At 43.3% G+C, this 16205-nt stretch carries 14 protein-coding genes and 1 riboswitch; of the genes, 5 read left to right on the top strand and 9 right to left on the bottom strand.

The features are described from left to right. Positions 1–130: 130 nt before the first annotated feature. From ACIQ0C_RS12370 to ACIQ0C_RS12360, 3 genes are all read right to left on the bottom strand, one after another. Positions 131–1918 (bottom strand): acyl-CoA dehydrogenase family protein, encoded by a 1788-nt coding sequence (locus ACIQ0C_RS12370; protein ID WP_403060245.1) that lies wholly within the window; start codon positions 1916–1918, stop codon positions 131–133. Between the two features lie 69 nt (positions 1919–1987). Further along, positions 1988–3166 carry an acetyl-CoA C-acetyltransferase gene (locus ACIQ0C_RS12365; protein WP_402836052.1) on the bottom strand — a complete coding sequence of 393 codons (1179 nt, stop codon included), beginning with the start codon at positions 3164–3166 and terminating at the stop codon, positions 1988–1990. A gap of 71 nt (positions 3167–3237) precedes the next feature. Next, entirely contained in the window at positions 3238–5622 is a 2385-nt protein-coding gene (locus ACIQ0C_RS12360; protein ID WP_403060242.1) for a 3-hydroxyacyl-CoA dehydrogenase/enoyl-CoA hydratase family protein, read from the bottom strand. Positions 5623–5827: 205 nt separating this feature from the next. Between ACIQ0C_RS12360 and ACIQ0C_RS12355 the strand changes: the two genes are divergently transcribed. Beyond that, positions 5828–5962, top strand: a complete 135-nt coding sequence (locus ACIQ0C_RS12355; protein WP_072273724.1) for a YuzL family protein — start codon at positions 5828–5830, stop codon at positions 5960–5962. A 49-nt stretch (positions 5963–6011) separates the two neighbouring features. Here ACIQ0C_RS12355 and ACIQ0C_RS12350 read toward each other — a convergent pair whose 3' ends face one another. Beyond that, on the bottom strand, positions 6012–6929 hold the full coding sequence (locus ACIQ0C_RS12350) for a proline dehydrogenase family protein (protein ID WP_403060239.1): 918 nt from the start codon (positions 6927–6929) through the stop codon (positions 6012–6014). A gap of 147 nt (positions 6930–7076) precedes the next feature. Here ACIQ0C_RS12350 and ACIQ0C_RS12345 point away from each other — a divergent pair, with 147 nt between their 5' ends. Further along, positions 7077–7358 carry a hypothetical protein gene (locus tag ACIQ0C_RS12345; RefSeq protein ID WP_402836046.1) on the top strand — a complete coding sequence of 94 codons (282 nt, stop codon included), beginning with the start codon at positions 7077–7079 and terminating at the stop codon, positions 7356–7358. 13 nt (positions 7359–7371) lie between these two features. Then, positions 7372–7707 carry a spore coat protein gene (locus ACIQ0C_RS12340; protein ID WP_241592696.1) on the top strand — a complete coding sequence of 112 codons (336 nt, stop codon included), beginning with the start codon at positions 7372–7374 and terminating at the stop codon, positions 7705–7707. Positions 7708–7786: 79 nt separating this feature from the next. Here the strand turns inward: ACIQ0C_RS12340 and ACIQ0C_RS12335 are convergent, their stop codons facing one another. From ACIQ0C_RS12335 to ACIQ0C_RS12315, 5 genes are all read right to left on the bottom strand, one after another. Then, positions 7787–8959: an FtsW/RodA/SpoVE family cell cycle protein gene (locus tag ACIQ0C_RS12335; RefSeq protein WP_402836043.1), complete on the bottom strand. Its 1173-nt coding sequence runs from the start codon at positions 8957–8959 to the stop codon at positions 7787–7789. Between the two features lie 146 nt (positions 8960–9105). After that, entirely contained in the window at positions 9106–9987 is an 882-nt protein-coding gene (locus ACIQ0C_RS12330; protein ID WP_403060237.1) for a metal ABC transporter permease, read from the bottom strand. Beyond that, positions 9984–10907 carry a metal ABC transporter permease gene (locus ACIQ0C_RS12325; protein ID WP_402836039.1) on the bottom strand — a complete coding sequence of 308 codons (924 nt, stop codon included), beginning with the start codon at positions 10905–10907 and terminating at the stop codon, positions 9984–9986. The genes ACIQ0C_RS12330 and ACIQ0C_RS12325 overlap by 4 nt, the downstream gene beginning before the upstream one ends. Positions 10908–10917: 10 nt before the next feature. Further along, on the bottom strand, positions 10918–11673 hold the full coding sequence (locus ACIQ0C_RS12320; protein WP_402836037.1) for a metal ABC transporter ATP-binding protein: 756 nt from the start codon (positions 11671–11673) through the stop codon (positions 10918–10920). Between the two features lie 12 nt (positions 11674–11685). Beyond that, complete coding sequence (locus tag ACIQ0C_RS12315; protein ID WP_403060234.1) at positions 11686–12603, bottom strand: metal ABC transporter solute-binding protein, Zn/Mn family; 918 nt, start codon at positions 12601–12603, stop codon at positions 11686–11688. A 629-nt stretch (positions 12604–13232) separates the two neighbouring features. Between ACIQ0C_RS12315 and ACIQ0C_RS12310 the strand changes: the two genes are divergently transcribed. Next, positions 13233–14195: a LacI family DNA-binding transcriptional regulator gene (locus tag ACIQ0C_RS12310; RefSeq protein WP_403060231.1), complete on the top strand. Its 963-nt coding sequence runs from the start codon at positions 13233–13235 to the stop codon at positions 14193–14195. A 247-nt stretch (positions 14196–14442) separates the two neighbouring features. Then, a riboswitch (Lysine riboswitch) is annotated at positions 14443–14627 on the top strand. Positions 14628–14722: 95 nt separating this feature from the next. Then, positions 14723–16174: an amino acid permease gene (locus ACIQ0C_RS12305; RefSeq protein ID WP_403060229.1), complete on the top strand. Its 1452-nt coding sequence runs from the start codon at positions 14723–14725 to the stop codon at positions 16172–16174. Positions 16175–16205 lie beyond the last annotated feature (31 nt).

Genomic DNA, 16205 nt, shown 5'->3' with positions numbered 1-16205 from the left:
CTATCAATAGAATACCCGTTTTTACCACGCAATACAACGAAATGTCTTTTGAATTTCCAATCCGATTTCATCAATTGAAATAAAGGGAATGCCATTGCGGGCATTCCCTTTACGGATTCTGGCTCATTGCTTAAAGAGCATACTTTTCCGCTTCGATTACCTTGACGGAAGCTTCGCGTTTTTTCGCAATGACATTGATCGGAGTGTGTCTAGTCAGCTTGCGGAGCGAGGAAAGCATGATGCGAAGAGTATCCCCTGTTTCCACCGCAATTAACGTTTCCTTTGCATGCTGTTCTATTTCATTGAAAGCTTCCTGAACGAAGATTTCAGTGTAAAGCACTTTTTGTTTGTTCTTCTCCAGACCTGTAGTTGCAATTGCCTTTTCCGTACGCAATACTACGGATTCAGCTGCATAGGCAAGGGATGCGATATCAGCAATGTTGGAGAGGATTTCTTGTTCTTGATCAAGACTTTTTCCGTATTTCTGTGCCGCAAGCCCAGCTGCCAAAATACCGATTTTCTTAGCGTTCCTAACAAGCATTTTTTCTTGTGCCAGTGGCTCATCGCCAGGTTCTTCCGGCATCATCATCATTAATTCCTCTTGCAGGCCTTGAGCTTTTTGAAGTAGCGGCAACTCCCCTTTAAGCGCTTTCTTCAAGAAAGTTCCCGGGACAAGCAATCTATTGATTTCATTCGTACCTTCAAAGATCCGGTTAATACGGGAGTCGCGATATGCTTTTTCAATTTCATACTCCTGCATGAAACCATAACCGCCATGAAGCTGTACGCCTTCGTCCGTAACGTAATCCAATACTTCGGAAGCAAAGAATTTATTCAATGAACATTCAATCGCATATTCAGCGATTGCAGCCGCCATTGATTTCCCATCTTTCACTTGCTCATCCGTCAATTTGCTTTGTCTTTGATCATAAAGGCCAACGGTACGATATACAGAGCTTTCTGCTGCATAAATCTTAGCTGCCATTGTTGCAAGTTTTTCTTTCGTCAAGTTAAAATCGGAAATTTTCGTTTTGAATTGTTGACGTTGATTCGTATAAGCAGCTGTAATCTCAAGGGCGCGTTTGGATCCGCCAACAGCACCGACGCCTAATTTATAGCGGCCGATATTCAAGATATTGAAAGCGATGACATGCCCTTTTCCGGCTACACCCAAAAGGTTTTCGACTGGTACATGAACATCTTCGAGGATTAAAGTACGTGTGGATGAGCTTTTGATCCCCATTTTCTTCTCTTCAGCCCCAGTTGATACGCCTTTATAATCACGCTCAACAATGAAAGCTGAGAATTGTTCACCGTCGATTTTCGCGTATACACAGAATACATCTGCAAAACCTGCATTTGTAATCCATTGTTTTTCACCATTTAAAATATAGTGCGTTCCTTCTGCATTCAGTTTCGCTGTCGTTTTTGCTCCCAATGCATCTGAACCTGAGCTTGGTTCCGTTAAGGCATACGCAGCAATCTTCTCACCCGTTGCAAGTAACGGAAGGTATTTTTTCTTTTGGTCTTCATTCCCGAATAATACGATCGGCAAAGATCCGATACCTACATGTGCACCATGCGTAATTCCGAAGCCGCCTGCAAGTGCCATTTTTTCCGTAATCAATGCCGAACTGATTTTATCAAGGCCCAATCCGCTATATTCCTCAGGAACATCAGCACCAAGTAAACCGATTTCACCTGCATGCTTCAGTAATTTAACGGAACGGTCAAACTCATGGTTTTCTAAATGTTCAACCTGCGGCAGAATTTCATTCACTACGAATTCCTCGGAAGTTTTGGCGATCATTTTATGCTCATCAGAATAATCTTCCGGAGTAAACACTTGATCATACGTAATATCTTCTATTAAAAAGGCTCCGCCTTTAATGAGGTTATCTGTAGTTTGATTGGACATGTTATTTCCTCCTATGTGTTTAAGATAGTAAACCCGCCGGAAGCATGTCAGCTTCCGGAAGGGGTGGGATTACGCCATTAATTCAAATACTCCGGCAGCACCCATTCCGCCGCCGATACACATTGTCACGACTCCGAACTGTTGGTTTCTGCGCTTCATTTCATGAAGCAGGCTTAATGTCAATTTTGCTCCCGAACATCCTAGTGGATGGCCTAAGGCGATGGCTCCGCCATTTACATTGACAATCTCTTCATTCAATCCGAGCTCACGAATGATTTGGATGGATTGGGAGGCAAAGGCTTCATTCAATTCAAATAAACCAATATCTGATAACTCAAGACCTGCTAGCTTCAAAGCTTTAGGTATGGCTGCAATCGGCCCGATGCCCATAATTTCAGGCGGTACTCCAGCTACAGCAAAGGAACGGAACTTACCCATCGGTTTCATCCCTAATGAAGAAGCCTTTTCCCCGTCCATGACCATGACCGCGGCTGCACCATCACTCGTCTGTGATGAATTCCCTGCTGTTACGGATCCTGTAACGGAGAATGCAGGTCTTAGTTTTCTTAGCACTTCGGCAGTCGTGCCTGGACGAACGCCCTCATCCTGTGTAAAAGTAAATGATTTTTCCTTTAACTTAAGATCTGGTCCCACTGAACGAAGGGTTACGTCAACCGGTACGATCTCATCGGAAAACTTTCCTTCTGCAATGGCCTTAGCCGCCTTTTGATGACTTCTAACAGAAAATGCATCTTGATCGTCACGGGAAATGCCGTATTTTTTTGCAACGGCTTCAGCAGTGTGACCCATACCCATATAATATTCCGGTGCAGTTTCCGCAAGTCTCGCGTTCGGACGTGTTACATGGCCCATCATTGGCAAAAGGCTCATGGATTCCGCCCCGCCTGCAATGACTGTATCACTTTGGCCGAGCATGATCCTTTCCGCTCCATATGCGATACTTTGCAGCCCGCTTGAACAGTAACGATTAATCGTTATGGCCGGTACTGTATAAGGCAACCCTGCCAATGCTCCAATGTTACGAGCCATGTTCAATCCTTGCTCCGCTTCAGGCATTGCACAACCGATAATCAGGTCATCTATTGTGCCTTCATAATTCCCGGCACGCTTTAACGTTTCCTTTACGACAAGAGCCCCTAAATCATCAGGACGTACACTAGCAAGAGAACCTTTTTTCGCTCTTCCTACCGGAGTCCTAGCTCCAGCTACTATTACCGCTTCTTTCATGAGGATCCCCCTTACTCATTTTTAAGCTATCGATCTATTGATCTCGTTTTGGCCATATCTTCATCTATTCATCAATTACGGAGTGGTTTACCTTTAACGAGCATGTGCTGCATCCTTGCCTGGGATTTCGGAGTCGAAATCAGTTTTAGGAATGCCTGTTTTTCTAGGTTCAAGATATACTGTTCATCTACTTCCGTGCCAAATGGGAGTTTTCCTCCTGCCAGGACGTATGCAAGCTCTTTGGCTATGACAAGGTCATGTTCTGATAAGAATCCTGAAAGGCGCATGGATTCCGCCCCTAATAGAAGTGCGGCATATCCAGTTTCACCTACGACAGGGATCTTTGTGCGGGCTGGAGCGGTATAGCCTTGTTCATGCATGGAAAGTACCGCCTGTTTCGCATCATATAGCTGATGATCCGCATTCACGCTTATTCCATCAGCTGAATTGAGGAAATTATTCCCTCTCGCTTCCTCGGCGGAGGTCGAAACTTTTGCCATGGCGACCGTTTCAAATACTTGGTTGGCCACTTTTTGTAAGTCGAAATCTACACCCTTCGGCATATTCCTCAACGTCTTCACATAAAGTTCCTTAGTCCCGCCCCCGCCTGGGATCAAACCTACACCAGGTTCCACTAGTCCCATATACGTTTCAGTCGTTGCCTGGATGCGCGCTGCCGGAAGGGACACTTCAGCCCCCCCGCCAAGTGTCATATTAAACGGGGCAACCACTACAGGAACTGCACTGTACTTAATTTTAAGCATCGCCTGTTGGAATTGGCTGATGACCATATCGAGTTCAAAAATATTGTCATCCTGCGCTTCCATCAGCATCATTGCAATATTAGCGCCGACACAGAAATTCTTTCCTTGGTTTCCGATGACCAGTCCTTTAAAATTCGCTTCCGCTTCGTCGACCGCCGCATTGATCATTTGAATGATATCCAGACCGATTGCATTATTCGGTGAAGTGAATTCAAGCAGAGCCACTCCATCGCCGATATCAATCAAGCTTGCACCACTGTTTTTCTTGATTACGCCTTTTTGCTTCTTGATCGCTTTAAGATTGATCACTTTAGGATTTTCGACAAGTTCTTTATATTCACCATTATCATAATAGTGAACCATGCCATTTTCTTCTTTATAGAAAGACGTGATGCCTTTAGCTAGCATATCCTTCACCCATTGCGGAACAGTGATGCCTTCCGCTTCCATTCGGGCTACCGATTTTTCTACACCTATCGCATCCCAGGTTTCAAAAGGTCCTGTGGACCATCCGAAGCCCCATTTCATCGCTTGATCGATCGCCACGATGTCGTCCGCGATGTCTCCAAGCAACTGGGCAGAATACACTAACGCCGGATTCAGGACATTCCAAAGTAATTGGCCGGCACGGTCTTCGCTATAAACAAGCGCTTTCATTTTATTTTCCAAGCCCTTGGCCTGTTTAGCCATTTCGATGGATGGCGTTTTTAATCGTTTTCGTGCAGCATATTCAAGGGTTTCGGGATCCAGTTCAAGGATTTCCTTGCCTTTTTTCAAGAAGAATCCTTGGCCTGACTTGCTTCCAAGCCACCCATTCTTAAGCATCTCATTCATGAACTCAGGTATCTTGAAAACCTCTTTTTCTTCTCCATCCACCTGGTCATAAACGTTTCTGGCAACATGGGCAAAGGTATCCAATCCAACTACATCAAGTGTCCGGAATGTCGCGCTAGTTGCCCTTCCAATCAACGGACCTGTAACCGAATCGACCTCACCGACACTGTATCCGCCTTTTTGCATTTCCCGCAGAGTGACCAATAAACCATAAGTTCCAATGCGGTTTGCGATGAAGTTAGGGGTATCCTTGGCTTCGACAACACCTTTTCCAAGTACATCTTCGCCGAAGCGTTTCATATATTCGAGCACTTCTGTTGAAGTTGCCTTAGTAGGAATGATTTCCAACAATTTAAGATAACGCGGCGGATTGAAGAAATGAGTTCCCAGGAAGTGCTTTTGAAAGTCCTCCGAACGGCCTTCTGCCATAGCTTCGATTGAAATTCCGGATGTATTCGATGAAACGATGCTTCCCGGTTTACGATGCTGATCAACCTGGGCGAACACACTTTGCTTAACCTCAAGCTTCTCAACGACCACTTCGATGATCCAATCGACATCCTTTAAACGACTTATATCATCTTCCAGGTTTCCTGCCTCGATCAACGCAATGTTTCCCTTAGCCGAAAGCGGAGCTGGTTTCTGTTTTAAAAGTTTCGTAATCGCAGTTTGGCTGATACGGTTACGCACTTGTTTATTCTCTAATGTCAGTCCCTTTTTCTTTTCATCCTCAGTGAGTTCACGAGGTACAATATCCAATAATAAAGTCGGAATGCCGATGTTAGCAAGGTGTGCAGCAATCCCTGATCCCATAACTCCTGACCCTAGAACAGCAGCCTTTCGTATTTGTCGAACCAAGTTTATATCCCCCTTACACATTTTATTGAATGAATGCTCATTCATTTTTAATTCAAAAAAATTTTGAATATTTTTTCTTATTACTAATATAGAATATATTTGGAAATTCCGCAATGATTAAACAGGAAAAAAATTTTTTTCTCCGCGTTCTTTCGGTTATTTATCCTCCGTTCAGTAAAAAATAACCGGGCAGGAGGTGACTTATATAATGAAGCGTAAAGATAATCCTTCTAAAGCAGCCGTAAGCGCAGCAAGCGTCAAAGGCAATGCCGGTCCTGGCGCCGAACGTCAACATGGAATCAATAAAGTGAACAGCCAGAACAATCAGTTCAAAAGATAATCCTTCTTAATCTGAGCAGCCGTCCCTTTTCCGGGGCGGCTCTCGCTTCCTATTTCTTGAATAGGCCTTTTAAAACGAAAGCAATATTGGCCGGCCTCTCCGCAAGGCGGCGCATGAAATATCCATACCAATCCGTACCATAAGGAACATATACCCTTACCTTATATCCTTCTTTAGCAAGTTCAAACTGCTTTTCAGTACGGATGCCGTATAACATTTGAAATTCAAACGAATCCCGCGGAATGCCCTGATCTTTGACCAATTCCCTCGTATAATCAATGATTTTATCATCATGTGTGGCAACGGCTGTGTAATTTCCATTTTGCATATGCATCTTGATGATTTTCTTGAAATTCTCATCCACATCTTTTTTTTCGGGAAAAGCCACTTCCCTTGGTTCTTTATAAGCCCCTTTAACAAGTCTTAGATTTGGATGGTATGCATCCAGCTCCTCAATATCCCTCTCAGTCCGATACAGATAAGCTTGGATGACAGTCCCCAATTCATTATATTCAGGCTTAAGGTTTTTGAATACATCCAAAGTCGGCTGACAGCGCGGAAAATCTTCCATATCAAGCGTCACGAAAACACGATGGGCTTTAGCTTCATCCAAGATCCTCCGCATGTTATTCATTACGACTTGTTCGGACACATCCAAGCCCATCGAGGTCAGCTTCAGGGATAACTGTGAATCCAGTTCATTAGTGCCAATCATCCGGATAGCTTCGATGCACTCATCGGCCATCTTCCCTGCTTCTTGTTCATCTTCAATGAATTCACCTAAATAATCAATGGTGACAGCAAGCCCTTTCCGGTTAAGATCAGCAATCACATCACATACCATATCCAAAGATTCTCCTGCCACGAAACGAGATGCACCAAACCGCAGCCCGTATTTTTTCGCTGCCTTTGTCATAGCTTTATTCTTTGATAAAAAAAGGAATAGATTTTTCAGGATTCTTTCCATCTGCATTCCCCTCCAAATCATTTTGGAAAATAGATGCACAAGATTATTTTACCATTTAATTCATTTTTCAGATATTTAGAAGCAAGAATAAAAAAATTTCATGAAGGGAAAATTAAGCTCGTTTAAAAGAACACTTAAGGAGGTAGAATGATGGAACAGCAAAATTCGTTTAATAGCCAACAGCAGCCGACCGGCTTTATGAAACAGCCGCCGGAAATGGTTTCGGTGAAAGATAGCTTATACTTAACCGATATGCTTGCATGGAATCTGAATGCGGTTAAAAAAGCACATTTTTTTGCCACACAATGTAAGGACCCGCAAATCATTGATGCGTTAAATCGGTGCGGACTGATGCATCAACGCCATTACGATACCATTTTGAAACACTTGAACCCAAACCAAAATCAGGGTCAACAACAATATCAATAAAGGAGGGTTCTTGATGCCCAATGAAAACAAAGTCCAAAATCCTGAATCTCCCGTGGCAAAGACACCGCAAATGAATGACCGGGATTTTATAAATGATATGCTTTCAACTGAAAAGTACTTTTGTAACTCCCTTTCCGTTGCCCTGCATGAAATGAGTAACCAAGCACTATTCCAAGACATTTTCTCCATTTCCAAAGAAAATCAGGAGATGCAGCGTGAACTCTATAACCTTATGTTCGAAAAAGGCTGGTATAGTTTAGAAAAGGCGCAAGCAACTAGCTTAGGCCAATCGTATCAACAATTTTCCGGTTATAAAAATCAATTCCCATCTGGAACGAACATTCAATAAGCAAACATTCAGGGGGGGATTCCACTCCTTTTGTTTTTTTGCTACAAATAAAGCCGGCCCATCGGGGGCCGGCTTTTATTTAGATATCCGTTGAAAACATATACTTCTTATAGTGATACCGAATGCTGAATATTAATCCCATGGCCATCATGTTCCCCATTAGCGAGCTTCCTCCATAACTGACAAATGGAAGCGGAATCCCCGTTATCGGCAAAAGGCCTACAGTCATGCCGATATTTTGAAAAACGTGGAACGTCAACATGCTGATAACGCCAACACAGATATATGTATAGAAGTTATTTTTCGTGTCCATTCCTGTTTTTGTTATATGGTAAATCAATAGGAAAAACAAGGAGATAATGATGCTTGATCCGATGAAGCCGAATTCTTCACCGATGATGCTGAAAATGAAATCCGAATGACTCTCAGGCAAATACACTTCCCTTGAACCGATTCCCTTGCCTGTGGTCTGGCCGGAGCCGATGGCCAGTAACGATTTGGTTAAGTGATACCCTTCGGAGCTGGCATAATTATATGGATCCAGCCAAGAATAAATACGGCCGAATTGATAGGATTTCACCCCTAGGTATTTTTCCAGGATTTCCGGCTTCCAAAGTACAAAGTACAGGACCGCTGAAGCGACTACAATTCCTCCCGAAACGATCGGCAGCAGGATCTTCCATGATACCCCTGATATGAAAATCATTCCGAGCATGATTGACATGATGACAAGCGAGGTGCCCAAATCCGGCTGTTGCATGATTAACAATAAAGGGGCACCAGTCACAAGACCGATTTTAATCAGCAGCCAGATATCCGTTTGAATCGTTTTCAGCGTGTTTTTGAGATGATGGTTTGAGATGACATTCGCCAAAGCCAGGATCAGGAAAACCTTCATGAATTCCGATGGCTGAATCGAACCGATTCCCGGAATGATGAACCAACTTTTCGCACCATTCCGGACAGGAACGATGCTATCCGGCATAATGATCAGCAAAAAAAGCAAAAATAATCCGAAGCCATAGGCGTACCAAGAAATTTTTTTCAACTGATCCGAATCAAGGGTGATGAACCCTAATACGATTCCGATTCCTACTATATACCAAAAAATTTGTTTTATTAAGAAGTTTTCAGCGTACTGTCCAGTCGTTTGGGCACTATAGATTGCCAGGCAACTTCCAACGCATAATAACAGCAATATTGTAACCAAAGAAAAATCTATTCGTGACGAAAATTTATTTTGTTCTTCCATACTTAACTCTCCCTTAAAAAGGCTCCTGCGATACATCTATAAATACACTTATTCATTATACTTTAAACAAATAAAATCACAACTATATAGAAGGATAGTTTACAGGCTTCATGGAATCATTTCCATGAAGCCTGTAGGCGGGGGAGCTATGCATGTGATTCCTTTGATTTTCTCCGTTTCAGCAATAGGCTGACCAATCCATGGCTTGGGGAGAAGAGAAAGGCCAATCCGAATAATATGGCGGCCGAACCCACCATGCAGCCTGATATCGAGGCATCCAAAATGGTGGCTGAATAGTAGCCGATGATGGAACTTAGCACCCCGACCCCGATACTGACCAATATCATGAGGCTTAAACGGTCTGACAGCAGATATGCCGTTGCCGCAGGTATGATGAGCATTCCAACCACTAAAATGGAACCTACACTATCAAAAGAAGCTACAGTCGTCAGTGAAATGAGGCTCATCAATAAGTAATGAAAGAACAGTACAGGAATTCCCATTGCAGCCGCAAGTGATGGATCAAAAGATACGAGTTTAAACTGTTTGAAGAAAAGGAAGATCAGTATAAGGTTCAGGATAAAACAACTGCCGACTATCCAAACAGCTTTTGGTCCAGCTTCGATTCCCGCGATTGTCATCGTGTTCCATGGAGTATAGGCTATTTCGCCATAAAGGACATGCTCCAGGTCAAAATCTATTTGTTGCGTGTACAAGCTCACGAGCACGATCCCCGTTGCAAAAAGGGAGGTGAATACAATCCCGATAGCTGCGTCGGATTGAACGCCAGACGATTGGAAAAGCTGGATCAAGAATACGGTAAGCAAGCCGAGCACAGCCGCCCCGATCAGCATTGGAACCGAATCACGGGTTCCGGTCATTAAAAATGCCAATACGATTCCCGGCAAAACGGAATGGCTGATTGCATCCCCAATCAACGTCATTTTCCTGACTATCAAAAAACACCCTAATACACTGCAAGAACCCGCCACTAATGCTCCGACTAAGATAATCCAAAAATCATTCATGATGAGTGGCTCCCTTTCCTTCTATCCTGTTCGAGAGAATATTTCTTTTTCGTCGATACCCTTCTCCATACAGATGAAAGCACTCCGCGTTTAGGTGCAAAAAGCATGGAAAAGAAAAACCATACCGTCGCGGATAAGACAATTAACGGTCCTGTTGGCAAATCATTGACCGATGTACTGATCAACGTTCCAGACACGCCGCTCAACATTCCGAATATGCCAGACAGGATGACCATGATATGCAGGCGCTCCGTCCAATACCTCGCAGATACCGCAGGCGTGATCAGTAAAGATGCCATCAATACGACTCCTACAGCCTGGATGCCGATCACTACAGCTGCCACGATCAGCATCATGATGAAATAATCCAGAAAAACAACCGGCAATCCCATCCCCTTAGCAAACCCAGGGTCAAAGGACAGTAATTTGAATTCTTTAAAAAATACGGTACAAGTGAAAATGAGAATAAAGGAAACCGTCATCATCATATATACATCGGACATCACCATTGACGCCGTCTGCCCGAATAAAAAGGTATCCAACCCACTCTGGTTTCCATACTCGCTCTGCTGGATTTGCGTAAGCATGACAATTCCAAAGCCAAAGAAAGAAGATAAGACGATTCCCAAGGCCGCATCCTGCTTGATCTTACTGTATCTCGTAAGCACACTGATCAAGAAGACAGCCACTAAGCCAGCCAGGGCAGCACCTACCAGAAAGTAGGAAGTCGATTTCACCCCAGTTAACATAAAGGCGACACAGATACCGGGTAACGCTGCATGTGCGAGCGTGTCGCCAAGCAAAGATTGCTTTCTGAGGTAGGCAAAGCTGCCGATGACCCCGCTGCTTAATCCGAGGAACATCGTGCCGAGCAATATCCACCTTGTATTTGGATCAGTGATAATGTCCATTATGTTCATCGTGTACACCTCATTTTAATAAAAGGCCGGACTTTGTGTCTGATAGTATCGCTAAGCGGCCTCCATATGTTGCCTGTAAGTATTCGGGAATGAACACTTCCTCTGTCGGACCTATTTTCATCACCTTCTTATTCAATAACATCGTCCAGTCGAAATATTCCTTCACGGTGGATAGGTCATGGTGCACAACCAGAACGGTTTTGCCTTTTTCCTTCAATTCCATCAGCAATTGTATGATCGCTTTCTCTGTTGCGGCATCCACCCCTACGAACGGTTCATCCATAAAATAAATATCCGCTTCCTGTGCCAATGCACGGGCCAGGAATATCCGTTGCTGCTGTCCACCTGATAGCTGGCTGATCTGGCGGTTAGCGTATTCAGCCATCCCCACCTTTTCCAGGCACTCCATCCCCTTCTGCCTTTCGGACTTCCCTGGTCGCCTCAGCCATCCGAGATGACCATATCTGCCCATCATCACGACATCAAGTGCGTTGGTCGGAAAATCCCAATCCACCGACTCCCGCTGTGGGACATAGCCGATACTCTTCCTCATCGTTTTATAAGTAGAGCCCTTTATTGTGATTTGCCCCGATATTTTTGGGATCAATTCGAGTATTCCCTTTATCAAAGTGGACTTCCCTGCTCCATTTGGGCCTATGATACCGATTAAATTCCCTTCCGGCACCTCAAATGAGACATCTTCGACAACCGGTTTCTTATGATAAGCAATCGTTAAATTCTCGACCTTCAAAGCTGCTTGATTCATAGTTTCCCCCCCTTATTTCAAAGCATGGACGATGGTGTCGGTATTATGACGGACCATTCCGATATATGTTCCTTCTTCCGTCCCTCTTTCACCCATGGCATCCGAGAACAATTCACCGCCGATTTCCACTTTGTGGCCCTGCTTACCTGCTCCTTGGATGACAGCCTCGATAGCCTTCCTCGGTACACTTGACTCAATGAAAATCGCTTTTATTTTGTTCTCCACAAGATAATTCCGCATATCCGTCACATCTTTTGATCCATATTCCGATAATGTATTGATCCCTTGGAGCCCTCTTACGTCCAGGCCATATGACTGCCCGTAGTATCCAAAAGCATCATGTGCTGTAACGAGCACCCGCTGGTCTTCTGGCACTTTATTAATTTCCTCCTGGACATATTTATCAAGTTCCTCCAATTGCAGAACATACTCCTCATAATTTTCACGATACTCTGCTTCATTGTCCGGGTCCTTGGCAATCAATTCTTTCTTAACTGCCTCCGCCGCAACGATCCAAAGCTTTACATCAAACCATACGTGGGGATCATGCTCCGTTGCACTCACTTTTCTAAGTTGGTTCTCCTTAAAGTCTTCCGTTACGGCAATCGTCGGTTTATCCTTGCTCATCATTTCAAATATATCCGCCATTTTCCCTTCAAGATGCAATCCGTTATAAAAAATCATATCAGCCGAATCCAGTGTCTTCACATCACCCTGCGTCGCTTTATATAGATGGGGGTCGACTCCCGGTCCCATTAAACTTGTGACCTCGACATTTTTACCGCCGATATTCTCAACCAAATCCCCAATCATTCCCGTTGTTGTAACGACATTCAGCTTGCCATTATCCCTTTCGGCCGTATCATTGCCGCACCCCGTTAAAATCAGCAATGCAGCAAGCACGCCTCCAATAGATTTTAGAAAACCCATCCATATTCCCTCCCTTTTTCATCTTTCTAAAATAGTTTGCCATGCGCAAAACTAAGTGTAAATTTTTTTACATTGTCGTAAATGCTAAAAAGTTTCCTCTACACAACTTATTTTATACTATACACAAATATACAAAAAAAGTGCAACTATTTTTAAACATTTCAAAAAGGCGGATGACTAATACACACAGCAAAAACTGTCAGGAAGCTCCACTAGGGAGCTCCCTGACAGTCAATCATTCCGAATGATGAAGTTATATTTATATTGTGGAGTTTTTATGGTGAATATAAACCTAGGGGAGCTATTTAGGGACGACGTGAAATTCACGAGTAAACGCGGTTTCCACGCATAATGCCGCGGAATTCGGGCTTTGACACTTATTTTTCCTGTTTCAAGGAAATTGCCAAGTACGCAAATCCCAATTCGATTCCGCAAAGCACAAACAGGGTGATTAAAGTTTGGAACATCATGATTTCCTCCTCCTCTAAGACTTAAACAAATCTTAAAGGATGAAACCAATACCAGAACAAGACCTTATTTGAAGAAATCTTCAGCAGCCCCACACTGTTCCCTTGCCCTGAAATGGGTTTCATACTGTACAATATAAAAAAAGAAAAAACGGTGATACCATGACAAATATTAAAGAAATAGCTCAATGTGCTGGTGTATCTGTCTCAACAGTGTCTCGTGTATTGAATGATCATCCATATGTAAGCCCCGATAAAAGAAAGAGCGTCTTAGAAGCGATCGATCGTTTGAATTATACGAGAAACATCAACGCCATTCATCTTTCAAAAGGCAAAACCAATCTTATCGGCATTATCATCCCCTTCAACAATCACCCATATTACGGGGCAATCGTTAACGGAATCACTAAACAGGCAAATGCAATTGGCTGTCATATCGTCATCTTTCAAACAAATTATGATAGAGAGAAAGAGATCCAGGCTTTTAATATGCTGCAAATGAAGCAGCTCGATGGCATTATCGTTTGTTCAAGGATTTCGGAAATGAAAATCCTCTTGGATTATCAAAAATACGGACCGATTATTTTATGTGAAGATACAGCCCAAGCTGAATTCTCATCCATCAGCATTGATCATTATGCCGCTTTTTCCTGTGCCCTTGAGTACGTGATTGCTAAAGGATATAAGAAAATCGGATACAGCCTCGGCCGTAAAAAGAGCAGAAATAGTTCCCATCGTACAAAGGCCTTTAACGATATCATGAGTAAACATCAACTGATAAACAATAAAGAATGGCTATTTGAAGGCAGTTATCATATCAAAGACGGTGAACAATTGTTTCAGGAATGGAATTCGATGATGGATAAACCTGATGCCATCATCATCACGAATGATGACACGGCGGCGGGCTTCATTCTTACCGCTAAGAAATCGGGTATAAGGGTACCGGAAGATGTGGCCATTCTCGGCTTCAATAATGATAGCCTTGGCGAAATACTCGACATCACGACCATCTCCTTACCGCTGGAATGGATTGGGAAAATGGCAGTGGACCTATTTGAGAATCCTGAAGAGGTCAAACATGTAAAACTGGACTACGCACTAATAAAAAGGAAAACCGTTTAGTCAAGAGGATGCTTTATTTTAGTACTTGAATTCTTCCTTACTGCCATCACTCATAACTAGGAAAAAATAACCACGTAAAATAATCATTGCGATATCCCAGAAGTTATTTTATAATTTTGATATAGTAAAGTTTACTCAATTACTAGCAATCTATTAGCGATTGCATGAATTTCATGAGTATAATCGTCCGACGTCACCCACAAGCTGACGCCAACGATTTTAGAAAATTGAATACTTCCTCATTTACCGATGAGTTAGAGGCTGCAGCTTATAAAAGTAAAACGGACGAGATTCTGGAAAATTAAAGACTCCGTTTGAAAGGATAAGTTGCCGAAGTTAGGGTATATTCCATGTATATTCTTGCTGGCGGTGTAACCGAATAGGAACACCACTGTCACGTTTTTTCACAAAGCGTGGGGAGCTATCTTCGGAAGGATAAACGGGTTTATTATAAACAGCCGTCGATCTTTTTCGACTGCTGTTTTTTATTTTTCGTTCCCTTCCAATAAAAAGGAGTGTAACATCAATTGTCAAATTCACAATCAGCATCAAGCCCTACTGAACTGAAAAGGAGCCTGAAAGCGCGTCATTTAATGATGATTTCATTAGGTGGAACGATTGGAACAGGTTTATTTTTAGCAAGTGGCGGTGCCATTCATTCAGCCGGTCCCGGCGGTGCCTTGGTGGCATACGCGATCATCGGCATCATGGTTTATTACTTAATGACAAGTCTTGCAGAAATGGCAGCGTTCATGCCAGTGGCCGGTTCGTTCCGTGTCTATGCATCCAAATTCGTCGATCCGTCTTTCGGTTTTGCGATTGGTTGGAACTACTGGTATAACTGGGCAATCACCATTGCCGCTGAATTGGCAGCCGTTGTCTTAATTATGAAGTTCTGGTTCCCTGATAGCCCTTCAATTATCTGGAGTGCCATTGCGTTAATCACTATGTTTCTTATCAATTACATGTCAGTTAAAGGTTTCGGGGAAACAGAATTCTGGTTTGCCATGATCAAGGTCGTGACAGTCGTCATTTTCTTGATCACGGGTGTTCTGATCATTCTCGGAATCATGGGTGGGAAAGACCCAATTGGTTTTTCCAATTTCACAATGGGCGAAGGTCCCTTTAACGGAGGGTTCTTCACGATTCTAGGTGTATTCATGGCTGCCGGCTTTTCATTCCAAGGTACGGAATTGCTTGGAGTGACCGCTGGTGAAAGTGAGGATCCAGAAAAAAATATCCCAAAAGCGATCAGATCCGTTTTCTGGCGTATCATCTTATTCTATATCTTAGCCATTTTTGTAATTGGCATGATCATTCCGTTTACCGATTCACGTTTATTGAGTGAAGATGTTGCCGTAAGTCCATTCACGCTTGTATTTGAACGGGCCGGCCTTGCATTTGCCGCATCCATCATGAACGCGATCATTTTATCATCCGTACTCTCTGCCGGTAACTCTGGCATGTACGCTTCAACCCGTATGCTATGGGACTTGGCACGTGATGGGAAAGCACCGAAGTTCTTAGGTAAGTTAGATAAAAGAGGAGTACCCGTGAATGCACTTATCGTGACTTCTTTAGTTGGCTGCGTTGCATTCTTAGCTTCGTTTTTCGGTGATGGCGTCGTTTATATCTGGTTATTGAACGCTTCAGGCATGGCAGGATTCGTCACCTGGGTAGGGATTGCAATTGCCCATTATCGGTTCCGCAAAGCTTACGCTGCTCAAGGCCTTGATATGAATGCTTTACCATTCCGGGCAAAAGGCTTCCCATTCGGGCCTATATTCGCACTTGTCCTTTGTATTATCATTATCATCGGACAAGGCTATCAAGCTTTCAGCAGCGATGGGATCGATTGGAATTCAATGTTCGTTTCCTACATTGGCTTGATCCTATTTTTCGTCCTATGGTTCGGCTATAAAATTAAACATAAAACGAAAATCATTCCGCTAGAGGAATGTGACCTTAAATCAAAATAATACGCAAAGGACCTGTTCTTCCCTAAATGGA

It is taken from the genome of Peribacillus sp. NPDC096448, from assembly GCF_044762675.1.
Lineage (GTDB): Bacteria > Bacillota > Bacilli > Bacillales > DSM-1321 > Peribacillus > Peribacillus frigoritolerans_B.
This window is presented reverse-complemented; position numbering and strand designations above follow the sequence as displayed.